This is a genomic window from Nannocystis bainbridge (assembly GCF_028368995.1).
In the GTDB taxonomy this organism is placed as follows: domain Bacteria; phylum Myxococcota_A; class Polyangia; order Nannocystales; family Nannocystaceae; genus Nannocystis; species Nannocystis bainbridge.
Genome location: NZ_JAQNDL010000001.1, coordinates 2,236,714 through 2,261,060, shown reverse-complemented (window position 1 = coordinate 2,261,060; position 24,347 = coordinate 2,236,714). Strand labels below are relative to the sequence as shown.

Genomic DNA, 24,347 nt, shown 5'->3' with positions numbered 1-24,347 from the left:
GCCGTTGCGGCGCTCCGGGTGAGGGGCGCCGCGGGGTTCACGGCGTGGTGCGTGCGGGCAAAAGCGATCGCCTCCTTGCGATGGGACGCGAGGCGCGTGGCACCTGCTTCAGCGCTGCCACGGGAGGCCGCGGTGGCGCCAGAGATAGTGGGCCAGCGCGGCCAGCAGGAGCCCGTTATAAAATGCGACGATGGAGAGGATCGAGACGGTGGAGAATGCGACCAACATGCGCGTCACCTCGGACGTGCATGAAGATGGTCGGTCGCCGCCGCGGTGGCGCGCGAAGGATTTTCGCCGGGGCACGTGACGTCGCGTGATGTGCTAAGGCGTACGGGTGCAGCTCACGAGCGCGACCCCTCCTCGAGCGATCTGGATCTTCGGCGCCGGTGCAGTCGGCCTGCACCTGGCGGCGCGGCTGAGCGAGGTGGCCGCGGTGACGCTGGTCGCTCGCGGGCCGCGGGTGGTGACGCTGAACAGCGAGGGGTTCGCGCTGACAGGGGCGGAGGAGCGGCAGGCGCGGGTGCCGGTGGTCGATTTCGCGGGGGCGTGGACGGTGCCGGCGGAGGCGATCGTGCTGGTCGCGGTCAAGGCGACGCAGCTGGGCGAGACGCTCGATGCTTTGCGGTCGCGGGTGAGGCCGGGGCAGGCGATCGGGCTGTGTCAGAACGGGCTCGGGATCGCGGGGCTCGCCCGCGAGCGGCTGGCCGGGGCGGCGCTGGTGCGGGTAGCCTGCTGGCTCGGGGCGGGGCTGACGGGGCCGACGACGGTGCGCGTGGCCGGGGTGTTCCAGCTCGAGCTGGCGGCCGACGACGAACCTGCCTGTTCGCACATGTCCGAAATGCAAGGCCTGCTGGCGGGCGCGGGTTACCCGGTGACGGTGGCGACGTCGATCGCGGCGTGCGAGTGGCGCAAGTCGCTGTGGAACCTGGCGGTCAGCGGGCCGTGTGCGCTGCTCGGCGCGGCCAACGGGGCGATCCTCGACGTGCCCGAGCTGCGGGCGCTGGCCGGGACGTTGCTGGCGGAGGCGCGGGTGGTGGCGGCCGCGGAGGGGGTGACGCTGCGCGACGAGGACCTGGGGCGCGTGTTCACGTCGACCGAGAAGACGCGCGCGAACGACAACGCGATGCTGCAAGACCTGCGGCGCGGGGCGGCGACGGAGATGGCCTTTTTAAATGGGGCGGTGGCCCGGCTGGCGGAGCGGCACGGGCTGTCCGCGCCGACGCACGCGGCGGTGGCACGATTGGTGGCGGCGCGCGAGCAGCTCGGGCGTGGAGCGGAACGATGAGACATCGGTGGTGATCATCAGCCGTTCGCGTGAAGCCGAGGTGGCGCGTGAGGCCCGGTGACACTGCGATGGTGGTGATCGATCTGCCGTTCGCGTGAAGTCGAGGCCGCGCGAGGTGGCGCGTGAGGCTCGGTGACACTGCGACGGCGTCGACCGGACGTTGCAGGCGCTCCGCCTATCTGGGCGGTCGCTCGCGCGCGAGGCCATCCTTGAACCCGGGTCGAACAGGCCGAGCCTGCTCGGCAGGCACGGATCAATTTTTGCGGTCGGTCGCTGGCGGGTACGGAGGAACCTCCTCATCGTTGGACTGCCGTCGACCATGCTGCGATGGCTGCGAAATCACAGGAGGTAGATCCGATGTTGTTCGTTTCCAGTATCCAGGCGGCGCTGCTGAGCGCCGTCGCCGCTTTTGTCGAGCCCGAGACCGAGGCGGCTCAGCCCGACGAGTTCGCCCAGCCACAACCCGAGGGCAGCGAGACGGAGCTCCCGCGGGCCCGAGCTTGCTCGGCGTCGTCCGACGCCAGTCCGACGCGCCGGCAATGGGCGACCGTCTGGCCCTCTTCCCGCGAGCCCTGGAAGTGCCTGCGCAGCCACGACGGCGGCGTCGCGCCGGCGGGCTTTCCGGACTGCTGGAAGGTCGCGCGCGACGTCTACGGGTGCAGCGAAGTCGTCGACGTCGATTGACGCCCGGTCGAGCGCGCCGGCTGCGGCCCCGCTGTCACGACGGTCATCGTCGTGATGGCGGCGCGCCCGGAGGCGGCGATCGTGATGCCCGCGTGGCGGGCATCGAGGCCCGACGTCGGCGCGTCGTCGTCAGTCGCGCTTGCGCGGGCGGGCGAGGATCATCGTCCACGGGAACACGCCGGGGGCGGCGAGGACCTCGAAGTCGCGGGCGACGAAGCGGTGGAAGCCGGCGCGGCCCCAGTGGTTGACGTGCTCGGGGTCGTTGCCGAGGCGCACGAGGTTCTTGCCGCGCATGAAGTTGAGGGCGCAGAAGAACGGCTCGCGCGGGACGCTGAGCAGCACGTGCTGGCGGGCCAGGCGGCGCAACACCGGCAGCATCTGCGCCGGCGCGGGGATGTGCTCGAGGACCTCGAGCATCATCACCAGGTCGAAGCTGCGGCCGTCGTCGACGAGCTGGCGCGCGTCCATGACTTCGAGGTTGGCGCGCCCGCCGATGCGCGCGCGGGCGTCGGCGATCGCGCCGTGGGACAGGTCGATGCCGGTGAACTCGGCGGCGATGCCGGCCTGCAGCAGGGCCTCGATCATGAAGCCCTCGCCGCAGCCGAGGTCGAGGATCGTGCGCGGGGCGGCCTGCCGCACCAGCGCCGCGGCCTCGCGCTTGAAGCGGGCGATGAGGGCGCGCTGGACCGGGTTCTTGCTCTCGTGCTTCTGCTTGTTGCCGCTGGTCATGCGGGTCCCGGAGTCAGCGGCGCGCGGGCGGGTTCGGCTTGCCCGGGACAGTGACGGTCTGCGCCTCTTCGCTGATGACCTCGGCGGCCGAGACGGGCAGCTGACGGCCGGCCAGCGGCGGGGCCGAGGGGCCGAGCTGCGGGCTCGGCTGGGCGTAGATGGCGGCGCGGGTGGCCGCGGGCGCCTCGCGCTCGTCGCGGATCGAGAAGACCTCTTGCGAGCGGATGGTGGTGCGCACCAGCAGCTCGCCGAGCAGGCCGACGCCGACGAACTGCATGGCCACGATCGTGAGCAGGACGCCGAGCGTGAGCAGCGGGCGCTCGCCGATCGCGTAGCCGAACAGCCACAGGAAGCTGAGGTAGACCAGGATCAGCACGCCGAGTCCGCCGAGGACCAGGCCGGGGATGCCGAAGAAATGCAGCGGCCGGGTGCGGTAGCGGGTGACCAGCAGGACCGTCAGCAGGTCGAGCAGGCCGTCGAACATGCGCATGAAGCCGTACTTGCTCTTGCCGTGCTTGCGCGCGCGATGGTTGACGATCAGCTCCTCGACGCGGAAGCCGCGGTGGTGGGCGAGGACCGGGAGGAACCGGTGAAAGCCGCCGTAGACGGCCAGCTCGCGCACGCAGTCGGCCCGGTAGGCCTTGAAGCCGCAGTTGAAGTCGTGCAGCCGCACGCCCGACAGCCGGCTGACGACGGCGTTGAAGAATCGCGAGGGCAAGGTCTTGTCGAGCGGGTCGTGGCGCCGCTTCTTCCACCCCGACACCAAATCGGCGCCGGCCTCGATGCGCTTGACGAAGTCGTCGATCATGGCCGGGTCGTCCTGCAGGTCGGCGTCCATGGTGATGACGATCTGCCCGCGCACCCGCTCGAAGCCGGCGGCCAGCGCCGACGACTTGCCGAAGTTGCGGCGGAAATGGACCACGCGCGAGCGTGGGTCGCGCGCGGCGAGGTCGTCGAGCGCGTGCGCCGAGCCGTCGCGGCTGCCGTCGTCGATCCACAAGATCTCGTAGGTGCGACCGAGCCGGGTGCAGGCGTCGGTGACCTGCGCGTGCATCTCGGGGATCGATCGCAGCTCGTCGAGCAGCGGGATGAGGATCGAGATGTAAGGCTGGTGGCTCAAGGGGATCCTAGCGGTCGCCCTCGGGCGCGATCATGGCCTCGGGGCGGACGTAGCGGTCGAAGTCCTCGGCCGTCAGCAGGCCGAGCGCGACGGCGGCCTCCTTGAGCGAGGAGCCGTCCTTGTGGGCCTTCTTGGCGATCTTGGCGGCGTTGTCGTAGCCGATGTACGGGTTCAGCGCGGTGACGTTCATCAGGCTCTGCTCGAGGTTGTGCGCCAGCTTCTCGCGGACCGGCTCGATGCCCTCGGCGCAGAACTCGCGGAAGTTGCGGCAGGCGTCGCCGAGCAGGCGGGTCGAGTGCAAGGTGTTGTGGATGATGAGCGGCTTGTAGACGTTGAGCTCGAAGTTGCCGCTCATGCCGCCGATGTTGACGGCGACGTCGTTGCCGAGCACCTGGGCGCACACCATCGTCATGGCCTCGCACTGGGTCGGGTTGACCTTGCCGGGCATGATCGAGGAGCCGGGCTCGTTCTCGGGGATGGTGAGCTCGCCGAAGCCGCAGCGCGGGCCGGAGGCGAGCCAGCGGATGTCGTTGGCGATCTTGGTCAGGGCGCAGGCGAGGGTCTTGAGCGCGCCGTGGAGGCCGACGAGCGCCTCGTGGCCGGCGAGGGCGGCGAACTTGTTGGGCGCGGTGACAAAGGGCAGACCGGTCAGCGCGGCGATCTGCCGGGCGCTGGTGACGGCGTAGTCCTTGTGGGTGTTGAGGCCGGTGCCGACGGCGGTGCCGCCGAGCGCGAGCTCGTAGACCCGCGGCAAGGTGGCCTCGAGGGCGCGGCGGGCGTCGTCGAGCTGCTGGACGTAGCCCGAGAACTCCTGGCCGAGGGTGATCGGGGTGGCGTCCTGCAGGTGGGTGCGGCCGACCTTGACGATGTCGGCGAAGGCGGCGCTCTTGGCCGCGAGCACGTCGCGCAGGGCGCCCAGCCGCGGCAGCAGGTGATGCACGATCTGCTCGGCGGCGGCGATGTGCATGGCCGTCGGGAAGGTGTCGTTCGACGACTGGCCGCGGTTGACGTCGTCGTTGGGGTGGACCGGCTTCTTGCTGCCCATCACGCCGCCGGCGAGCTCGATCGCGCGGTTGCCGATGACCTCGTTGGCGTTCATGTTGGTCTGCGTGCCGCTGCCCGTCTGCCACACGCGCAGCGGGAAGTGAGCGTCGAGGTCGCCGGCGATGACCTCGTCGGCGGCGCGCACGATCAGGTCGACCTTGTCCTTGGCGAGGGTGCCGAGCTCGCCGTTGGCCAGCGCGGCGGCCTTCTTGAGGACGCCGAGCGCGCGGATCATCGGCCGCGAGAAGCGATCGTCGCCGATGTCGAAGTGATGCAGCGAACGCTCGGTCTGGGCCCCCCAGTAGCGGTCCTTGGCCACTTCGATCGGGCCCATGCTGTCGGTCTCGGTGCGGCTGTCGCCCTTTGCGCCTGCGGTCATGCGCGGGGCAAGCTAGCACCATCGGCGTCACAGGGGTGGGCCTTTGTCGCTACAAGTTCACGACTTGACCGCACGCGCGCTCCCGGGCGAGGGTCGGCGCATGCGCATGCGCAAGGTTGTGATCGCGGCCGCGGGCGGACATGAGCGGCTGACGCTGGTCGAGACGGAGGCGCCCCGACCCGGGCCCGGCGAGGTCCGGATCGCGGTGCAGGCGATCGGGGTCAACTACGCCGATTGCGTGGTCCGCATGGGGCTCTACAAGTCGGCGCAGGATTTCGTCGGCTGGCCGATCACGCCGGGCTTCGAGGTCGCGGGGGTGATCGACGCCGTCGGCGAGGGCGTGACGGGGCTGACGATCGGGGCGGAGGTGGTGGCGGTGACTCGCTTCGGCGGCTACGCGACGGCGGTCTGCGTGCCGGAGCATCAGGTGTTCGCGGTGCCGGCCGGGCTGTCGCTGGCCGAGGCCGCGGCGGTGCCGGCGGTGTACTTGACGGCCTGGTACGCGCTGCACGCGCTGGCGCACGCGCGGGCGGGCGAGTCGGTGCTGGTCCATTCGGCCGCAGGCGGGGTCGGCGGGGCGCTGTGTCAGTTCGGACGCCGCGCCGGCTGCCGCGTGATCGGGGTGGTCGGCGGCCCGCACAAGGTCGCGGCGGCGCGGGCCGCCGGGGCCGAGGTGGTGATCGACAAGTCGAGCACACCGCTGTGGCCGGCCGTGGAGGCTGCGGCGCCCGGGGGCGTCGACGTGGCCTGCGACGCCAACGGGCCGGAGACGCTGCGCAGCAGCTACAAGCACCTGGCGGGGGGCGGGCGGCTGATCGTGTATGGCTTTCACACCATGCTCCCGAGGACAGGTGGCAAGCCCAACCTGCTCAAGCTGGCGTTCGGGTTCGTGCGCACGCCGTGGTTCTCGCCGCTGGCGCTGACCAACGAGAACCGCGGGGTGCTCGGGTTCAACCTGTCGTACATGTTCCATCGCGCGCCGCTGCTGATCGAGGGGATGGCGGCGATCGCCGGCGGGCTGGCAGCCGAGGAGCTGCGCCCGCCGCCGATCACGACCTATCCTTTGGAGCAGGTGGCGCAGGCGCACCGCGACCTCGAGTCGGGGCGCACGATCGGGAAGTTGGTGCTGCTGACCTGAACGGTCAGCCGCGCGGATTGCCGCTCAGATCTTGCAGCCGCACTTGCACTCTTCGGGCTGGTCGGGGTCGTCGGCGACGCACAGGTTCCAGCCGGCTGGCTTGGGCCCGCAGATGGTGGTGACCTCGACGATGCCGTCGACCTCGCGCCAATAGACGGGGTCGGTCCAGCCCATGCAATAGCCCTGGTCGACGTAGGGCAGGCTGATCGGGTCGCAGGTCTTGGTGCCGAGGTCCGTGCCCGGGAGGCAGACCTTCTGCCACGGCGGGTCGTCGCAGGCGTTGTCGAGCGGGCCCTCCTGGGAGACGGTGAACCACCCGCAGGCGAACTGGCCGCCGGCGGCGGCGTTGCTGCAGCTGTTCTCGCTGGTGATCGCGCCGCAGAACTCGCCGAGCCGCTCGGGACAGTCGAGGGTGGCGGAGGTGCAGAGGCAGGCGAGCGGGCTGTCGCAGTCGCAGGTGTTCCACTCGGGGCCGAGATCGGTGGGGGTGAACGGGAACTGCACGACCTCGATGTCGCCGCCGTCGTCGCGCCACACGCTGGTGAGGCCGCCCGAGGCGTCGACGGGCACGCAGAAGTCGCGGATGGCGCCCTGACAGCCCTGGGTGCCGTGGGTGTAACCGACGACCTGCGTCCATTCGCAGCCGTTCTGGCCGCACGCCATGGCGTTGGCGTACTGCGAACAGTTGGCCGGCGGCGGGCCGGTGGTGGTGTCGTCGGTGGTGCTCGCCGTGTCGTCGGTGGTGGTCGGGGTGCCGGTCGTGCTGGTGCTCGTGGGCTCGCCCGTGGTCGTCGTGGTGGTGGTGACGGGCGTGGTCGTGGGGCCGTCGGTCTCGGTGCTCGGGGTGGCCGTGGTGGTCTGGCCGTTGTCGCCGCACGCGACGACGAGCAGGAGGGCGCACGAGAGTAGGCGATAGGGCGAGGTCATGCGGCCACTATACGCCAGCGAGCCGGGCCGACGCGAGGGCGCGAGGGTGCCTGTGCGGGTGACGGCGGCGTCAGGAAGCGGCGGCGCCGGCGGGCCGGGCGCTGGCGCTGGAGGGCTCGGAGGGCCGCTTCGAGCCGCTCGCGCCCGCGTGCGTGGACCCGGGCGAACCCGCGCCGAGCTGTCTCAAGGGGCAGGTCGTGCGTGGGCCTGCGGAGCGCGGCGGCGACGATGATGATGCGAACGGTCGGTCGGGCCGACCGCCGTGGGGACGGGGTCGAGCGAGCGCGCCGTTGTACGCGCAACCGTCGGCGGGGCGACGTCCTCGCAATCGACGGTCAGGCGTGGACGCGGCCGACGGCGACGAGGCCGGCTTCGGGGATGGTGAGGATGAGCGGTCCGCGGACGGCGAGCAGGAGCTGGGTCTCGTCGAGCTTTGCCTCGCAGTCGTCGGCGCGCACGCTCGCGGTCCCGCGCGTGCCGACGATCAGGGTCGGCTCGGCGAGCGCGCGCCGGTGTTCCCCCGGACCGAGCAGCTCGAGCTCGACATGGGTCCCGCGCAAATGTGGCGAGGCGTCGCCGGGGCGCCACACCTGAGGTCGGGCGGCGACGTCCAGCGTCGCCAGCGCCGCCTCGACGTGCAGCGGTCGACCGCTGTCGTAGTCGTAAAGACGATACGTGCAGTCCGATGGTTGCTGGATCTCCGCCAGCAGGATCCCGGCGCCGATCGCGTGGACCGTGCCTGCGGGGACGAGCACCACCAGGCCCGGGGTGACGACATGTTCTTCGAGACAGGCGACGATCGTGCCGTCGGCCGCGGCGCGGGCGAGGTCGTCGCGGCTGACGCCGGGGCGGACACCGGCCCACAGTCGGGCGTCGGGGTCGGCGGCGAGCACGATCCACGCCTCTTCCTTGCCAGGCAGGATCGCGCCGGGGCGTGCGGGATCGGGGCGATCTTCGGGGTGGACCTGAACGCTGAGCGGCAGCGCGGTGTCGATGAGTTTGGCGAGGAAGGGCAGCGGCCTGCCGAGGACGTCGCCGAGGCCGCGGCCGCCGAGGGCCAGGCTCTCGCTGCCGGGCAGGGTCGAGAACTGCCACAGCTCGCCGATGCTGCGCCCGGCGAACGCGCCGCGCGTGGTCGGTTCGTCGCTCAGCCGCGCGGCGAGGCGGTGGCCGCCCCAGCGGGTGTCCTTGATCGTCGCGGGGGCGAGCTCGGGGCGGAGCAGCGCGGGGACGGCGGCGGGCATGCGCGCAGGGTAGCGTGGGTCGCGGCCGGTCGGGTATCCTGCGGGGGCCGCCGTGGGCGGCAGGAGGCCCATGTCGAGCCGAGAACGCGGTCACGGAGCGGAGCACGAAGCTGAATCTCGGGACATGTCCTCTGGGTCAGGAGGGGAGCCGGACGCCGGCCGTCGCGGGGTGTTGAAGCTGGGGATCGGGGCATTGGGGTTGGGGCTGGCGGCGGTGCCGGTGGTGCCGGCGGTCGGTTATCTGCTGTTCCCGACCGGGTCGAAGGGCGGCGAGGGGGCGTTCTTGCCAGCGGGCAAGCGCTCGGCGTTCGCCGGTTCGGTGCCGGTGCGGGTCGAGCTCCACGCCGACAAGGTCGACGCGTGGAACAAGACGCCCGACGTGAAGCTGGGCTCGTGCTGGGTGCTCGAGCGCGACGGGGCGCTGCAGGCGTTCTCGACGGTGTGCCCGCACCTCGGCTGCGCGGTCGACTACGACCCCGAGGCGCAGAAGTTCAAGTGCCCGTGCCACCGCTCGGCGTTCGCGCTCGACGGCGCGGTCGAGGCCGGGCCGTCGCCGCGGCCGCTCGACGCGCTCGAGGTGCAGGAGGAGAACGGGCTGGTGGCGATCAAGCTGGTGCGATACCGCCAGGGTGTGGCCCAGAAGGAGCCGGTCTGATGGCGCTGCTCGACTGGCTCGACGAACGCACCGGGATCCGCTCGGCCACCCGCCTCATGCTCGAGGAGGACGTGCCGGGCGGCGCGCGGCTGCGCTACGTGTTCGGCTCGGTGCTGGTGTTCCTGTTCATGCAACAGGTGGTGCTCGGCATCCTGCTGGCGTTTTATTACAGCCCCTCGGCGACCGACGCGTGGGCCAGCACGGCGTACCTCAACGATCAGGTCACGTACGGGTGGTTCCTCCGCGGCCTGCATCACCACGGCTCGTCGGCGATGGTGGTGGTCGTGGTGCTGCACCTCTTGCAGGTGGTGTTCGCCGGGGCCTATCGCAAGCCGCGCGAGGTCAACTGGTGGACCGGCCTGTTGATGGGCGCGATCGTGCTGGCGTTCGCGCTCACCGGCTATCTGCTGCCGTGGGATCAGAAGGGTTACTGGGCCACGCAGGTGGCGACCGGGATCATGGGGTCGGTGCCCGGGGGCGAGCCCATGCAGCAATTCGTGCAGGGCGGTTCCGAGTACGGCAACCTGACGCTGACGCGGTTCTTCGCGCTGCACGTGTTCGTGCTGCCGATCGCGCTCGCGGGGCTGCTCGGGGTCCACCTGCTGCTGTTCCGCAAGCACGGGGTGACGCCGCCGGACCTGCCGGAGCCGGAGCTGCGGCGCAAGACCCAGCCGTTCTGGCCCAACCAGCTGTTCCTCGACGTGCTGGCGATGGCGGTGTGCGCGGCGGTGTTGGTCGGCCTCACGGTCCAGACCCACGGCGCCGAGCTGTTCGCGCCCGCCGACCCTGCGAGCAATTTCGTGGCCCGGCCGGAGTGGTACTTCCTGTTCCTGTTCCAGCTGCTGAAGTACTTCCAGGGGCCGCTGCAGATCGTGGCGACGGTGCTGTTGCCGGGCGCGGCGGCGGCGTATCTGTTCGCGCTGCCGTTCGTCGACCGGTCGAAGTCGCGAGCGGTGCGCTCGCGCTGGTCGGTGCTGTCGGGGGTCGGCCTCCTCATGGCCGGGGTGACGGCGCTGACGGCGGTGGCGATCGTCGAGGACGGGGGCAACGAGTCGTTCCAGCACGGCGTCGAGCAGGCCCACGCCGAGGCCGCGCGGGCGCGCGAGCTCGCGCGAGAGGGCGTGGCGCCGGTCGGCGGCGTCGCCGTGTTCGACAACGATCCGGAGCAGAAGACCCGCAACCTGTTCAAGGAGCAGTGCGCGACCTGCCATACGCTCGAGGGCAAGGGCAGCGAAGAGGCGCCGACCCTCGACGGCTTCACCAGCCGCGAGTGGCTGGCGGCCCTGGTCCGCAGCCCGCGAGACCGCCGCTTCTACGGCGCGACCAAGCACAATACGATGGAGCCGCTGACCGCCGAACAGGCCAGCGACGAGGAGCTGGCGGCGGTGGTGGAGTACCTGGTCAGCCTGTCGGGGGCGAGCGCGGCGGCGAGCGTCGACGCGGCGACCGTCGCTCGCGGCAAGGAGCTGTGGGACAAGAAGCTCGAGTGCTCGTCGTGCCACGAGCTCGAGGCGGGCAAGGAGGGCGCCGGCCCGACGCTGGCCGGCCGCGGCTCGCCGGCGTGGATCGCCCGCATCATCCGCGACAGCAGCCAGAAGGACCTGTACGGCGATACCGCGGAGATGCCGAAATTCGCCGACAAGCTGTCGACGGAGCAGATCGAGGCGCTCGCGCAATTCGTGGCGTCACGCAAGGCTCCCTGATCGCGGGTGGTAGCGACGGCAGGGGCTCGCGTCGGTGAGGGACGCGAGCCCCTGCGCGTCTTCGCGGGGCTGTATGGACATTCGTTAGCGACGCGTGGTCGGGTGATTTCGAGCCGCAAACGCGTCGCCAGCGGGCGCGCCGGGTGAATCGCGCGCCGCGACCGCCGACGCTGCCGTCGCGGCTGCCGCGCAGATCGACGACGCCACAGACAGCTCATGTGATTGCGTCGATGTTGCGAGTGCATGAAATGTCAATCGTGTCGGGCCCGGCGGTCGCAGCGACCACCCGTCGGGTCGCCCGCGCCGCCGAGGATTCATCGCGACCCAAGTACGCTGATGGGCGAGAGGGAACTCAGCATGCGGATGTATCGGCATATACAAGCGATGACGGTCGTGATGACCGTTTGTGGTGGTGGCTGCGAAGACGTCGCGTTCGAGGACGTCGGCGGGGGCGAGGAGACGCGGCTGCGGGCGCTCCACGACAACGGGGTCGAGCTGAACGGGACTCGATTCAATGGAACCCGTTTCAACGGGACCTGGTTCAACGGCGTGAAGCTGGTCGGCGCGAGCATCGGTCAGGGGGCGGCCAAGTCGTCGCTGACCGGCTGGTCGCTGGTGCCGGGCACGAGCGAGCTGCAGGCGGTCGGCAACAAGGGGGTGCTGTACCGCGGCGAGGCCCTCGAGGGCGCGCGACTGCACTGGCTGGCCGACGACGGCGGCAAGGAGCTCGTCGATGTGCAGCTCAAGATCGTGGCGGTGACGCAGAGCGCGGACCGACCTGATATTTATTTTACGGACATCGACTTCCGCATGAATGACGGTAAGTGGGAGTCCGTGTGCACCGACGGCGAGGGCGAGCCGACTTCGGCGATCGTGGTGCCGGGATACTTCGATACGGCCACCGCCGACTGGCTGCCGGGCGAGCACGGCGAATTGGCGTTCGCCTGTCGCGGGACGGCCTCGGCCAAGTGCCTAGAATGGGGTTACCGTATGTGGGCGAAGCACGGCGGGATATCGCTCGCCGACCACTATCGCGCCTGTACTCGCATGGTCCGCGCCGACTACTGCGGCACCAACGTCGCCCACACGGAGAACGGCACGCCGATCGACGTGTCGGACCGGCTGTCGCCGGCGATCCTCGAGCCGGAGACGGATTGGGCGGTCGAGGCCGAGTGGGGGCCGCACGGGGCGGTGTGCCTCAATCAGCCGCGCAAGCTGACCCATTCGCGCGCCGCGGTGGTCGCCGAGTGCCAGGCCGCCGGCCGCGGTGTGCTGCCCACCTGTGACGCGCCCGGCGTGCACGGGCTGCTGAAGTCTCAGGCCGCGCCGAGTTGAGCGCCGACATGTCGTCGCGAGCCGGTGCGCCGGCTCGCGGTCGCCTGCCCACATTCGGGGAAATACGTAGAGGAAATACCGAGAGTCGCGCGGTCGACTAACGGGCGGAGAGCTTCGGCTCGGTCGCCCCGCCGTGCGCGCGCGTGGCCAGCCACTCGCGGGCGACGTGGCGCCGGTGCGCGTCGCCCAGCACGATCGCGTCGTGCTCGGCCGCGTGGGCCAGCACGAGCGCCCACGAGCGCTCCTCGGGCGCGTGGTCCCACAGCGCCTGCGCGAGCGACAGGCGGGTGCGGTAGCGGGCCGCCGAGTGGCCGCGCCGCTCGCCCAGCTCGCGGGCTTGTCGCAGCTTGCCGAGGCCGCCGACGACGTCGCCGCCGCGGATGGCGAGCAGCCCGGCCACGCATTGCGGCTCGGCGGTGCTGGGGTTGTCGAGGCCGACGATGGCGATCCAGGCGTCGAGCGAGTCGGCCAGCGACTCGGCGGCCAGCTCGTATTCGCCGCTGTCGAATTGCACGAGCGCGAGGTTGGCCAGCGACTGCAAGGTGTAGGGGTGCTGCTCGCCGACGGCGTCGCTGAAGACGTCCATCGATTCGCGGAGGAGCGCCGCGGCCTCGGCGAAGCGGCGCCGCTCCTGCAGGTCGACCCCGAGGTTGCAGAGGGTCATGGCGATCTCGGGATCGTGGGTCGGGAGGATCGCCCGGCGAAACTGAAGGTTCTCCTGATGGAGCGCCTCGGACTCGTCGCGGCGGCCTTGCTGAAACCGCAAGACGGCCAGGTTGTTGCGCAGCTCGCCGACGAGGCGGCTGCGCGGGGCGATCCGGTCGAGCAGGGCGCCGGCCTGTTCGGCCATGCGGTCGGCGGCCGCGAACGAGTCGGCGGCGTGGGCCAATACGAACACCTCCTTGACCATCGCCCGCGCCAGCACCTCCTCGTGGTCGCTGCGGGTGGCGGTGACGATGGCGCGCCGCAGCTCGGACTCGGCCGCCAGGACGTCGCTCGATTCGGCCAGCAGCGAGCCCCGCTGCAGTTGGGCCTCGGCCAGCAGGGTGCGGTGGTCGAGCGCCTGGGCGTCGCGCACCGCCTCCTCGGCGAGGGCCAGGCCGCGCGGGAGCTGGCCGGCGCGCCCGAGGGCGACGATGTGGGCCAGCTTGAGGCGCAGCGTCTGCACCCGCGCCGCCTCGGTCGGCGCGCGCAGGCCGTCGATCCGCTGCCACTCGTCGGAGAGCTGGGCCGGGTCGTTGCAGACGGTCACCGGGGTCAGCGAGCGGACCGCGTCGACGGCGTGGATCACCGTCGAGCCCTCGGCCTCGGCCAGCACGTCGACGCGCGCGCCCAGCTCGGTCAGCCGCCGCTGCAGGCACGTCATGCGCAGGTCGAGCACCGCGTCCGACTGCTCGCCGCGGTGGTGCTCCAGGCACGCCTCCTTGTGCGTGGTCTTCCAGTCGCGGGCGTATTCGTCGAGCGCCTCGCGGGCCAGGTTCGAGGTCCGGGCGGCGAACGGGAGCTCGGTGGCGAGGAAGGCCTCGTGCAGCGCGAGGCTGCGGCGTTCGTCCCACACGCCGGCGAGCTTGTCGTCGCTGCCCTGGCACACGGGGGCGGTCCGCGTGAACGCGAAGGCGGCGCCGAGGCCGAGGGCGAGCACGCCGGCGGCGATCAGGCGCCTGCGCCCGCGCACGCGGTCGAGCTCGGCGAGGAGCGCGTCCATCGAAGGGAAGCGGCGGGTCGGGTCGCGGGCCAGGCCGCGCATCGTCAGGTCCTGCAACCACTGCGGCACCATCGTCAGCACCGGCGGCGGCAGCACCTTGCCGAGCAGGACGCTGTGGCGCAGGTCGTCGACGGTCTCGCCGACGAACGGTCGCCGATCGAACAGCGCCTCGTAGAGGGCGACGCAGAACGCGAACTGGTCGCTGCGCGCGTCGGCCGGGATGCGCATGAACTGCTCCGGCGCCATGTACTTGGGCGTGCCGACCAGCGAGCCCATCGCCGTCAGGCGAGCCAGCGAGGTGCTCGAGCGCGACGCCACCGACTGCTCCGGCAGCGGCGAATCGACCGAGCGCGCCAGGCCGAAGTCGGCGACGAACACCCGGCCCTGGCCGTCGATCAGCACGTTCTCCGGCTTGAAGTCGCGGTGCACCATGCCCGCCGCGTGGGCCGCCGCCAGCCCGCGGCCCGCCTGCGCGAACACTTGAAGGATCTCCGGCCAGCTCCGCGTCTGCTCCGACTGCCACGCGCGCAGCGTCTGGCCCTGCACGAACTCGAGGGCGATGAAGTCGAGGCCGCCCCACTCGCCGACGTCGTAGACCTGGACCACGTTGGGATGCGACAGCTGGGCCAGCGCCTTGGCCTCGCGCAGCAGTCGAGCCCGCGCCTGGCTGTGATCGGCCCCCGGGGCGCGCAGCAGCTTGAGCGCGACCTTGCGGTCGAGCGCCTCGTCGTAGGCGCGATACACCACCCCCATCGCGCCGGCGCCTTCGCGGCCGAGCACGACGTACCGCCCGATCCTCACGACCTCACTGGGGTCGGTGATGTCGGGGGAGGAGTCTGCGTTCGTCGTGGACAGCAGCACCGACGACCCAAGGCTAGGATCGGAATGCGAAGATACGCAAGCTACGGGTCGGAAACGGCTCTGGACACAGGAACACGGGTAACCCCGCGTGGGGTCGTCGGCCCGCCGAGGTGTGGGCCGAACACCGCCATAAGGTCGGTGTCCATTGCGTATGCAGCCGGGTGACGGGTGTCGCACGTCACCGGTATGATGATTCGCCGGCGACGGCAGGTCCGCGCATTCTCGGCGAACGGCGAGCGGTGATCTTTGCCGGTTCGGGCGAGGAACGGCGACCCGGGCGAGCCGACTCGCGGCGCCCGTCGGCCGCCACGAGGTCGCCCGTGGGCGCCCGAGGGCGCCCGGCTCGCGGGCGGGCCCGGGCGAATCGAAGGAGTGGGCGGGCCATGATTTCGGGCCGGGGATTCGTGCCAGTCGCGGGGCTGCGATGCCCGACCCGGGGGCCGATGGACGGCGCGGACGTGATCTGGTCCGAGAGACATGTCGAAGACCAGCGGGCGACCACGTCTCGGCCGGCGCGGAGGCGGCGCTGCGGGGGGCGGCGCGGGCGATCGCTTGCGCGCGGCCGCCCTTGTTGATATTGCCGCAGACATGGCTTTGCTTGCGCCGCGCCTGTGCGCCCTGATCTCCCTGGTGATAGCGACCTCTGCCTGCACCGACCGCGACCCGCTCGACAGCGCGACGCTGGGCGGCACCGGCGAGGCGAGCGGGTCGACCGGTGGGTCGACCGTGGATCCGCCCGTGGATCCGCCCGTGGATCCGCCGCCCGCTCCGGGCACGACCTCGACCTCGACCTCGACGACTTCGCTGCCGACCTCGACGACGGCGCTCGACACCGGCGACCCGACGCTCCCGGACACGACCACGGACGACCTGCCGGAGCAGTCGGGGCGGTACTTGCTGGCGGTGTCGACCATCATCTCTCCCGAGCTGCCGGTCCAGTTCCTCGCCTCCAACACCTGGACCGGTCAGGGCGGCCAGCTGCTGCTGCGCACCGAGCTGCAGCCGCTGGCGCTGGATCAGGGCCAGGTGACGAAGCCGCGCACGCCGGTCGGCGAGGCGCTGGTGTTCGAGGCGGTCGTGGTCGAGGACGGGGTGTTCGTGCTCGACCTCGGCGAGGTGTTCGTCTCCGGCGCGGCCAACCCGATCACCGGGGGCGACATCGTCGCCGCGCTCACCATGACCAGCGCCGTCTTCACAGACGATTTTTACTGCGGGGCGATCACGGGCGACCTGCTGAGCCCGCTCATGTCGTCCCTCGACGGGTCGACGTTCGCGGCGGTCCGCGTCGACGACCCGAACGACCTGCCGCTCGAGGTCACGATCAACTGCGCCGGCGACACGGTCACCGGCCCGTGACCGCTCACCCGTGCGGGGTGATGTCGATCTCGGGGGCGCTGCTGAAGAAGTTGTTGCGCTGCGGGTCCTGGTAGCGGTCGTAGTCGATGGCCCACGGGACGGCCTCGACGAGGCCGTCCTTGCTGGTGACGGTGAGCGCCATCGGCCGGACGTCGCGGTAGTTGCTGTCCTGCGGCAGGTCGTCGTTGTTGACGCCGCCGGCGGAGAACAGGGTGAACAGGCGGATGTCGGCGTCGCCGTAGTGGTTCTTGAAGCCGGCGTTGACCTTCTCGTGGCCGCGCACCAGCACGTTGCAGCCGATCCGCTGCATGAACTTGCGGAACTGCAGGCGGCCGAAGGCGAACCGGGCGGAGGCCTTTTGCAGCTCGTCGGGGACCATGTCGGCCCTGCTCGGGTCGCTCCACAGCATCTGGAAGCGAATGTCCTCGCGGTTCAGCGACGCCAGGTCGGTCCACTTCTCGGCCACCAGGCTGTCACGCGGGATGCCGGCGTGCACGAACAGCATCTGGTCGAACAGCAGCATGTTCGGCATGGCGTCGAAGAAGTCGAGGAAGCGGCCGAACACGTCGGCGCCGAGGTGCGGGGTGAGGGTGTTGATCGCCTCGGCCGGGCGCACGCCGCCGTACACCTTGCCCTGGTACTCGATGTAGTACTCGTGGTTGCCGCGCAGCACGAACACGTGGTCGGGTGCGGCGAGGAACAGGTTCAAGATCGTGCGCAGGACGCCGTTGTAGCTGAAGCGTCCGCGGTCGATGTAGTCGCCGAGCAGGACCAGGCGGACGTCGGGGTTGTTTTCGGGGTCGGCCTTGAAGCGGCGGACCTTCTCGAAGAAGTTGCTCTGGTGGACGGCGGCCTTGAGGCACGAGTAGCAGCCGTGCAGGTCGCCGAGCACGATGAGCTCGTAGTGGCGGCCGGGTTTGGCCGGGAGGACGTAGACGTGCTCGTCGAGGAACTCGTCGCCTCCGGCGAAGTCGGCCACGCTGGCGTGACCCTCGAGCCGGCCGCGGCCGCGGACGCGGTACTCCTCCCACTTCTCCTCGACCTTGTCGAGCAGCGCGAGGTCGACGGCGAACTGCCGCTGCAGCTGACTCGGGTCGGCGGAGTAGTGGTACTCGAACTTGGCGAAGAACGGGTGGTTGTCCTGCGCCGGCACGCTCAGCTGGATCGGGTCCTTGACTTCGATGCTGACGCTCTCGAGCGCGCTGTCGTCGAGGATCAGCTCGGCGCCGAGCAGCTCGGCGAGGTCGTTGCGGAACGAGGCCTCGTCCGGGTGGACCTGGCCGTCGGCCTCGATGAAGCGGTCGACGACCTCGAGCAGGTGCTGCCGGCCCGCCTCGTCGAGCCCCTGGAACATCTCGAAGCAGCGCAGCTTGAGCTGCGAGACGACGAACCGCTGCGGGTCCTCGCCGTCGGCGACGGCCTCGGTCAGCAGGCTCTTGATCTCGCGATCGATCTCCTGGAACCGCTGGAGGTAGTGCTCGTGCTGGTTCTCGATCCGCTCGAACCGCAGCTCGGCGTCGAGCGGGCCGCCCTCGTCGATGCGCGCCGTCACCAGCTCGCGCAGGAAGGCCCGCACGAACGCCTTCTCGCGGATGTCGAACTCGGTGTCGATGTAGCCGAGGGTCGTGAGGTAGAAGATCAGGGCCTCGATCTGCTGCTCGGCGATGGCGGGATCGGAGTGGAGCTGGATCATGTGGCGAGGAGCGGAGGATATCGCGGGGCCGCCCCCGACGCGGGCCCGGGTGCTCCCGGGTACGCACGGGCCCTCGCCGCGCGATTCCGCGCAAATTGTCACGGAGGCCCGCAGAGGGGCGTGGCGGCGGCTCGCGGGGCAGGGGCGGGGAGGAGTGACTTTTCGCCCCGGTGCCGCCGGCTGCACGGTGTCGCGGCGAACGATCGCGCGCGAGCGCGCCGGCGGGCCCGGGGATCTGGCGTTTGGGACATGTGCCTCGGGACAGGCGGTGCGCTCCGGGGTCGCGTCGCGGGGCGGCACGAGGCAGGAGTGCGGTCAGATGGCAGAATGGACATGTCGTGAAGGACATGTCGTCGATGCTGCGGAAGTCTTAAAAAACATGGCGAATGGGACATGTCCCGAGAGCAAGATGCACGAGGCCGCGCGGGCGAGCCCATGTCTCGCGGGACGTGTGTCCCATTGCACGAGTGTGGCGGCCGCGGGTTCGGGGCATGTCCGTTCGGACAGGCGGGGCGGCGCCGCCGCGGTGGGGGGTGATGCGCGGATGTGCGATCTCCCGGGCTCGTTTTGACCGGCCGGATCCGTGGAATGGCGGCCGGAGCGAGGCGCGAGGGCTCGAGTCCCCGCGGGCCCGTAAGGCCGCTGCGAGGCCGGTGGCGGCGTTCGGCGGCAAAACCACGGCGAGCGACCGGGCCGCGGCCGGAGTTTTCTCGACCGGTCGGGGTCTCCTGCTGAGGTCGGGCGGCAAATCTGGTAGCGTCTGCGCCTTGCGCTGCCACGCGTACCTCATACGCAGCGAGCGCTACCTCGACATCGAGGACGTTCTGCTGCACCAGCTGGCCACGGCCAGCCGCGATCAGGTCCTGGACCTGATCGGCCGCGACTTTCGTCGCGTCGAGCTGCTGAGCGGTGAGTGGCGCCTGCTGTTCACCCAGCCGCGCGTGCTCGAGGCCTACCGACCGACGATCGGGAGCCCGCAGCGGCGAGTGGCGCGGATGATGGCCGCGCCCGATCAGCTGGCGCCGCTGGTCAACACGCTGTGGCAGCACGAGATCCGCGACCGCTGGCGGGCCATCTCGTTCGGGCTGCAGCACCTGACCTGCGCCCTGCCGCTGGCCTCCGGCCTGGTCGGGGCGGTGTTCGTCGAGGAGCCCGACGCGTGGCTGTCGGCCGAGCCGACGCACGAGATCCTGGCGATCCACCCGGAGGTGTTCGGGCTGATCGGGGCGCAGATCCGGCGGCTCGCGGAGGAGGGTGACTGGGCCCAGATGGCGCGCCTGGCCGCCGACCACTGCGACTCGTCGGTCGAGTTCACGAGCGACAAGTGGCAGGGCCTGCGCGAGCAGAGCGCCGCCCGGGCGCCGGCGCTGGTCCGCTACATGGACGGCACGCTGACGCCGCCCGAGCTGCACGAGAGCGTGGTCGCGGCGATGCGGCAGATGCTCGACGCGCACGCGCAGCCGAGCCTCGACGCGTGGCTGCGGGTGCACGCCGACCGGGCCCGCTACGCGCTGGTGTTCCGCGACATGCGCCGCGAACGCTCGCGGGCGTCGGCGCCGCTGCTGGTGGCGACCGGCTGACGGGCCCGACCCGACGTCGGGGAGGATGCGGGAGTGCGGCGTGGTCCGGCAGCGCATGGGCCCGGCGCGAACGGTTTGCCGGCGGCGCGCGCCCGGCCTTCGTGCTTAGATGCGGAGATGCGGACCAAGCCTGGGCTCGCCCTCGCACTCGCGCTGGCCGCCGGCTGCGCCGACGACGTGGCCCAGCCGACCGGGCAGCCGACGACCTCGAGCGAGGCGACGACCGGCGGTGAGACCACGGCTTCGACGACGACGCCGCCGCTGACGACGAGCACCGGCACGGTCACGAGCGAGACGAGCACGGGCGAGCCGACGGTCGGGACGACCACCGGGCCGATCGACGACGGGCTTTGCACGCGCCTCGGCGGGCCGGACGGGGCCGAGGCGCTGGCGGTGGCGATCGCCGGCCAGGTGGTCGCCGACGACCGCATCAACGCCTATTTCCTCAACGCGGAGTTCGACGGCGGCCGCTTCCTCGGCTGCCTGGTCGACCAACTGGCGACGCTCGCGGGCTGCCCGGGCGCGACCTACACGTGCAAGGGCATGCAGTCGGCCCACGCGGGGCTCGGGGTGTCGGCGATCGATTTCGCCGACTTCGTGGCCGACGTGGCGACGGCGCTCGACGCCCACCAGGCCGGGCCGGGCCAGGAGCTGACCGAGGCCGACCGGGCGGCGCTGCTCGACTCGCTGACGGCGCTGGCCGGCGAGGTGGTCGAGGATCCCGGCGACGACGCGACGCTGTACCAGCGCCTCGGTCGCAAGCCGGGGCTGCAGGCGGTGACGGGCGCGTGGCTGGCGAGCGTGACGGGCGACGCGGCGCTGTCGGGGTTCTTCGCCGGGGTCGACGACGTGCGCCTTGGGACATGTCTCGTGAGGCAGCTGGCGGACGTCGACGGGCCGGCGGTCTACGGCTCCGAGGTCGATGCGCCGGCGGGCGTCGAGCCGGGGGTGAGCGCGGCGGCGCCGTGTCGGGCGATGCAGCCGGCGCACATGGGGGTCAGCAACGAGATGCTGGGCGGGGCGCCGATCACTTCGGCGGACTTCGTGGCGATGCTGGGGCACCTCGGCGCGGCGCTGACCGAGGCTGACGACAAGGACGCGGCGGCGCTGCAGAAGGCGCTCGAGCCGCTGTGCCCGGAGATGGTGGTCGATCCGGAGGACTGCCCCGGCGCGACCGAGGTCGAGGTGTTCGCCGAGGTCGACCTCGGCATGGCGCTCGCGGACGGGGCTTACGACGGCACGCCGGCGACGATGGCCTGCGCGACGCTGATGGTGCCGCCGTCGGAGTTCGACGTGGTCGCGGGGGTGGAGGTCGAGGTCGGGATCGACACCGGCTACGCGGGCGACCTGACGATCAAGCTGCTGTCGCCGGCGGCGGAGACGGTGACGCTGGTCAGCCGCCCGGGCCTCGCCGAGGCGACCGACGACGGCTCGGGCTGCAGCGGTGACAGCTCCAACCTCGCCGCGACGGCGCCGCTGATGTTCAGCCTCGCGGGCCCGAAGGACGCGGAGCTGATGGGCGACGGCCTCGGCACCGACGGCGTGATCTGCGAGGACGACGGCGCCTGCAGCTACACGCCGAACCCGGGCGCGGCGGTCGGGCCCGATCTGGCGAGCCTGGCCGGCTCGGCGGCCCCGGGCGCGTGGCAGGTGTGCGCGGGCGACAGCTGCGGCGGCTTCACGGCGACGCTGCAGGTGGTCCGCCTGCACCTGACCCGCGGCAAGTGAGGCGCGCGCCAGGGGCGTGGGGGAGGCCCTGGCGCGCCGCGTGGTGGGCTGCTCAGGGGTCGTTGAAGGCGCCGGGCACGAGGCAGGCGGCGAGGTCGCTGCGGCGGATGAAGACGCTGCGTCCGAGCCTCACAGACGGGATCTGGCCGCGGCTGATGCGGTGATAGATGGCCTTGCGGCTGGTCTTGAGCATGGTCGCGACCTCGTCGACCGTGAGCAGGTCGAGCGCCGCGGCGTTGTCTGAGCGAGGCTTCGCGCTTTTCCTATCCCCACGCGGGACCATCGGTGCCCTCCCCGTTCCCCGTGGTCACGCTAACCCAAGCCGCGTCGGGAGCACAATGGCCGCTCGGAGGGGCTCTGGGGCTCGCTTCCGCGAGGTTCGGGGCTTGCTTCGCGGCGACCGGCGGCGCAAGACTGCGCGGCCGATGTCGCTCGCCGAGCTCCTCCACGTGTCTGGCCTGGAACAGGCGCGCCTGTTGCGGCGCCGCGAGATCCGCAGCCAGGAGCTCGTCGCGCTGTACCTGGACCGTATCGCCGCGCACAACCCCGCGCTGTCGGCCTTCGTGTCGGTGTTCGACGCGCGGGCGCGGCGAGCGGCCCGGGCCGCCGACGATGCGCTCGACCGCGCGGCGCGGCGCGGCGCGCTCGACTCGGTCCCGCCCCTGCTCGGGGTGCCGATCGGCGTCAAGGACCTCAATTTCGTCCGCGGCTCGCGGACCCGCATGGGCTCGCGCGGGGTGCTGCCGCTGTACTCGCCGATCGACGACGCGACGGTGGCCAAGCTGCGCGCGGCGGGCCTCGTGGTGCTCGGCAAGCTGGCGACGTCGGAGCTCGGGGCGCTGCCGGTGACGGAGCCTGACACGCACCCGCCGACGCGCAACCCGTGGGACCCGGCGCGCACGGCCGGCGGCTCGAGCGGGGGCTCGGGCGCGGCGGTCGCCGCTGGCCTGCTGCCGTGGGCCCAGGGCAGCGACGGCGCCGGCTCGATCCGGATCCCCTCCGCGTTCTGCGGCCTCGTCGGCCTCAAGCCGTCGCGCGGGCGGGTCGCCAACGCGTTCGGTCGCGACGACCGCACGCTGCTCTACACCTGCGGGCCGCTGGCGCGCTCGGTCGCCGACGCGACGGCGCTGCTCGACGTGATGGCCGGGCTCACCGTCGGGCGGCCGCACTGGCTGTCCCCTCCGCCATGTCCTTACGGACAGATGCTGGAGCCGTCGCCGCGCCTGCGGATCAAGCTGGCGGTCGACTCGCCGCTGGCCGCCGCCGCGCCAGAGTGGGCCGCGGCGACGCGGTCCGTCGGCGAGGCGCTCGCCGGCGCGGGCCACCGCGTCGAGGAGGTCGAGATGGCGCGGGGGTCGGTCGACGATTTCTTGCCGATCTACCAGCGCCTCCTGTCCGAGGTGCCGTGGGTGCGGGCGGACCGGCTGCAGCCGGCGACGCGCTGGCTCGTCGAGGCCGGTCGCCGCAACTCGCCGGCGCTGGCCCACGCGGCGTTCGAGGCGCTGCGCGAGCGGGTGCTGGCGTGGGTCGGTGACGCCGAGTTGGTGCTGACGCCCGCAGTGGTGGGACCTCCGCCGCCGATCGGGGCGTGGCGCGGACCCGACGGCGAGGCGGTGTTCCGCGCCTACGCGGTCTACGGGGCGTTCACGGCGCCGTTCAACGTCACCGGTCAGCCGGCGGTGGCGCTGCCGGTGGCGAGCTCCCGCGAGGGCCTGCCGATCGCGGTCCAGCTGGTCGGCCCGCTCGGCCGCGAGGATCGGGTGCTGGCGGTCGCGCGCGAGGTCGAAGCGATGTTCCCCGGGCGCCCGCGAGTACCTGTCTCTCCGAGCATGTCCTGACAGCCAGATAAATTGGCCGCCAGCGGCGCCGTCCGTCACCGCGGGCGGACAAATTGTCGCGACGGAATCTCACAGGAATGCGATGCGTTTCGCAGAGGTCGGATCGCCATCTCGGTGCGTGATCTGCAAGAGAGCACCGAGATGTGCGAGATCGAAACGGTGTCGGACATCGAGTGATCCGACACGCGGCCCCCCGCCGCTACAAAGACGCAGACCTTATCGCGGAGAACGTGCCATGACCCCCCCCAATGCTTCCAAGCTGCCCCTCTACGTGCTGACCGGCGTGTACTACCTGATGACGGCGCCGCGCTCGGTCCGCAGGCTGCAGAAGAAGCTGCTTGCGCTGACTTAATGAAACCCCGCGGCGGTCGGTTCGCCGGCCGTCTCGGGCATGTGTCCGGGCGACGCGCCCGCCCTCGACGATGGCGCGAACTTAAAATACCGACCTCTGCCACCGCGAATGTGACAGCGGTGTCAGGCCCAGTGGAGCTCGCTGACCATGGATGTCGCGGTGAACTTGCCATGGGCGTCGCGGGTCAGCTTGCTGGCCGCGACATCTGGATCGTGGGTGTAAAAGACGGTGCCGTCGTCGGCGAGGATCCGGGCCAGCAGGGCCTCCTTCTCGTCGATGAGGAGCTCCGGGAAGCGGTCGTAGCCCATGGTGATCGGCAGGTGGACCCACGGGACGCCGGGCACGAGATCGCCCATGAAGGTGACGGCGCCCCGCGGTGTCTCGATGCGTGCGAGCAGCAGCCCCGGTGTGTGACCGTTGGAGACCGTGAAGGTGTAGCCGGGCCCGAGCAGCTCGCTGCGGTCGCCGCTCACGCGCTCGAGCCGACCCGTGGCGAGGAGCAAGTCGGTGAGGCCGGGGATGAACGAGGCCCGGTCGCGCGGGTGGGGGTGCAGCGCGCGCTGCCAGGCGTCCTCGCCGACGACGTAGCTGGCGCGCGGGAATACCAGGGCCGGCGCCTGTCCTTCGGACCAGGTGGTGAGCAGGCCGCCGGCGTGATCGAAGTGGAGGTGCGAGAGCACGACGATGTCGATGTCGTCGGGCCCGACGCCGAGGGCGGCCAGCGAGTCGAGGAGGACGTGCTCCGACTCGACGACGCCGAAGCGCTCGCGCAGCTTGGGCTCGAAGAAGGCGCCGATGCCGGCCTCGAAGAGGATCGTGCGGCCGCGGTCGTCGCGGACGAGCAGGCAGCGACAGGCCAGGGAGATCCGGTTGAGGTCGTCAGGCGGGGCCCAGCGCTGCCACAGGGGCCGCGGGACGTTGCCGAACATCGCGCCGCCGTCGAGCCTCTGGGTGTTGCCGCGCACGCTGTCGAGCCGCATGCGGGCGGTGT

The 24,347-nt window shown here is 71.4% G+C and carries 19 protein-coding genes; 10 read left to right on the top strand and 9 right to left on the bottom strand.

Annotated features, from left to right (window positions below; all coding sequences use genetic code 11):
- Window positions 1–334: 334 nt before the first annotated feature.
- Complete coding sequence (locus tag POL25_RS08815) at window positions 335–1,285, top strand: ketopantoate reductase family protein (protein WP_272085477.1); 951 nt, start codon at window positions 335–337, stop codon at window positions 1,283–1,285.
- A 357-nt stretch (window positions 1,286–1,642) separates the two neighbouring features.
- Window positions 1,643–1,969, top strand: a complete 327-nt coding sequence (locus tag POL25_RS08810) for a hypothetical protein (protein ID WP_272085476.1) — start codon at window positions 1,643–1,645, stop codon at window positions 1,967–1,969.
- 129 nt (window positions 1,970–2,098) lie between these two features.
- On the opposite strand, the gene POL25_RS08805 is transcribed toward POL25_RS08810, so the two are convergent.
- Genes POL25_RS08805 through fumC form a run of 3 tightly spaced genes read right to left on the bottom strand, consistent with a single transcriptional unit; the run spans window position 2,099 to window position 5,241 of the window.
- Window positions 2,099–2,698, bottom strand: a complete 600-nt coding sequence (locus POL25_RS08805; RefSeq protein WP_272085475.1) for a class I SAM-dependent methyltransferase — start codon at window positions 2,696–2,698, stop codon at window positions 2,099–2,101.
- Window positions 2,699–2,711: 13 nt separating this feature from the next.
- Window positions 2,712–3,818, bottom strand: a complete 1,107-nt coding sequence (locus POL25_RS08800; RefSeq protein WP_272085474.1) for a glycosyltransferase family 2 protein — start codon at window positions 3,816–3,818, stop codon at window positions 2,712–2,714.
- Window positions 3,819–3,825: 7 nt separating this feature from the next.
- Entirely contained in the window at window positions 3,826–5,241 is a 1,416-nt protein-coding gene (gene fumC / locus POL25_RS08795; RefSeq protein WP_272085473.1) for a class II fumarate hydratase, read from the bottom strand.
- A gap of 64 nt (window positions 5,242–5,305) precedes the next feature.
- Between fumC and POL25_RS08790 the strand changes: the two genes are divergently transcribed.
- A complete protein-coding gene (locus POL25_RS08790) occupies window positions 5,306–6,379 on the top strand; it encodes a zinc-binding dehydrogenase (protein WP_276593715.1) in 1,074 nt (357 codons plus the stop codon).
- A gap of 24 nt (window positions 6,380–6,403) precedes the next feature.
- Here the strand turns inward: POL25_RS08790 and POL25_RS08785 are convergent, their stop codons facing one another.
- Window positions 6,404–7,306, bottom strand: coding sequence for a hypothetical protein (locus tag POL25_RS08785; RefSeq protein ID WP_272085472.1), 903 nt, complete (start codon window positions 7,304–7,306; stop codon window positions 6,404–6,406).
- Between the two features lie 335 nt (window positions 7,307–7,641).
- Window positions 7,642–8,550: a class I mannose-6-phosphate isomerase gene (locus POL25_RS08780; protein WP_272085471.1), complete on the bottom strand. Its 909-nt coding sequence runs from the start codon at window positions 8,548–8,550 to the stop codon at window positions 7,642–7,644.
- Window positions 8,551–8,674: 124 nt separating this feature from the next.
- On the opposite strand from POL25_RS08780, the gene POL25_RS08775 reads away from it, so the two are divergent.
- The 3 genes from POL25_RS08775 (at window position 8,675) to POL25_RS08765 (ending at window position 12,243) form a co-directional block, all read left to right on the top strand.
- A complete protein-coding gene (locus POL25_RS08775; protein ID WP_272085470.1) occupies window positions 8,675–9,205 on the top strand; it encodes a QcrA and Rieske domain-containing protein in 531 nt (176 codons plus the stop codon).
- Entirely contained in the window at window positions 9,205–10,908 is a 1,704-nt protein-coding gene (locus POL25_RS08770) for a cytochrome b N-terminal domain-containing protein (protein WP_272085469.1), read from the top strand. Before POL25_RS08775 ends, POL25_RS08770 begins: the two co-directional genes overlap by 1 nt.
- A gap of 384 nt (window positions 10,909–11,292) precedes the next feature.
- Window positions 11,293–12,243: an ADYC domain-containing protein gene (locus POL25_RS08765; RefSeq protein ID WP_272085468.1), complete on the top strand. Its 951-nt coding sequence runs from the start codon at window positions 11,293–11,295 to the stop codon at window positions 12,241–12,243.
- Between the two features lie 97 nt (window positions 12,244–12,340).
- On the opposite strand, the gene POL25_RS08760 is transcribed toward POL25_RS08765, so the two are convergent.
- The gene (locus tag POL25_RS08760) at window positions 12,341–14,749 is read right to left on the bottom strand and encodes a serine/threonine-protein kinase (RefSeq protein WP_272085467.1); all 2,409 of its coding nucleotides are present in this window, start codon (window positions 14,747–14,749) and stop codon (window positions 12,341–12,343) included.
- A 648-nt stretch (window positions 14,750–15,397) separates the two neighbouring features.
- Here POL25_RS08760 and POL25_RS08755 point away from each other — a divergent pair.
- The gene (locus POL25_RS08755; RefSeq protein WP_272085466.1) at window positions 15,398–16,165 is read left to right on the top strand and encodes a hypothetical protein; all 768 of its coding nucleotides are present in this window, start codon (window positions 15,398–15,400) and stop codon (window positions 16,163–16,165) included.
- 4 nt (window positions 16,166–16,169) lie between these two features.
- Here POL25_RS08755 and POL25_RS08750 read toward each other — a convergent pair whose 3' ends face one another.
- Entirely contained in the window at window positions 16,170–17,858 is a 1,689-nt protein-coding gene (locus POL25_RS08750; protein WP_272085465.1) for a metallophosphoesterase family protein, read from the bottom strand.
- A gap of 767 nt (window positions 17,859–18,625) precedes the next feature.
- On the opposite strand from POL25_RS08750, the gene POL25_RS08745 reads away from it, so the two are divergent.
- Both POL25_RS08745 and POL25_RS08740 read left to right on the top strand, forming a co-directional pair.
- Entirely contained in the window at window positions 18,626–19,438 is an 813-nt protein-coding gene (locus POL25_RS08745; RefSeq protein WP_272085464.1) for a hypothetical protein, read from the top strand.
- Between the two features lie 117 nt (window positions 19,439–19,555).
- The gene (locus POL25_RS08740) at window positions 19,556–21,166 is read left to right on the top strand and encodes a globin family protein (RefSeq protein ID WP_272085463.1); all 1,611 of its coding nucleotides are present in this window, start codon (window positions 19,556–19,558) and stop codon (window positions 21,164–21,166) included.
- Window positions 21,167–21,218: 52 nt separating this feature from the next.
- On the opposite strand, the gene POL25_RS08735 is transcribed toward POL25_RS08740, so the two are convergent.
- Window positions 21,219–21,449, bottom strand: coding sequence for a helix-turn-helix domain-containing protein (locus tag POL25_RS08735; protein ID WP_096333764.1), 231 nt, complete (start codon window positions 21,447–21,449; stop codon window positions 21,219–21,221).
- 142 nt (window positions 21,450–21,591) lie between these two features.
- On the opposite strand from POL25_RS08735, the gene POL25_RS08730 reads away from it, so the two are divergent.
- Window positions 21,592–23,004 carry an amidase gene (locus POL25_RS08730; protein WP_272085462.1) on the top strand — a complete coding sequence of 471 codons (1,413 nt, stop codon included), beginning with the start codon at window positions 21,592–21,594 and terminating at the stop codon, window positions 23,002–23,004.
- 474 nt (window positions 23,005–23,478) lie between these two features.
- On the opposite strand, the gene POL25_RS08725 is transcribed toward POL25_RS08730, so the two are convergent.
- A complete protein-coding gene (locus POL25_RS08725; protein ID WP_272085461.1) occupies window positions 23,479–24,336 on the bottom strand; it encodes an MBL fold metallo-hydrolase in 858 nt (285 codons plus the stop codon).
- Window positions 24,337–24,347: the final 11 nt, after the last annotated feature.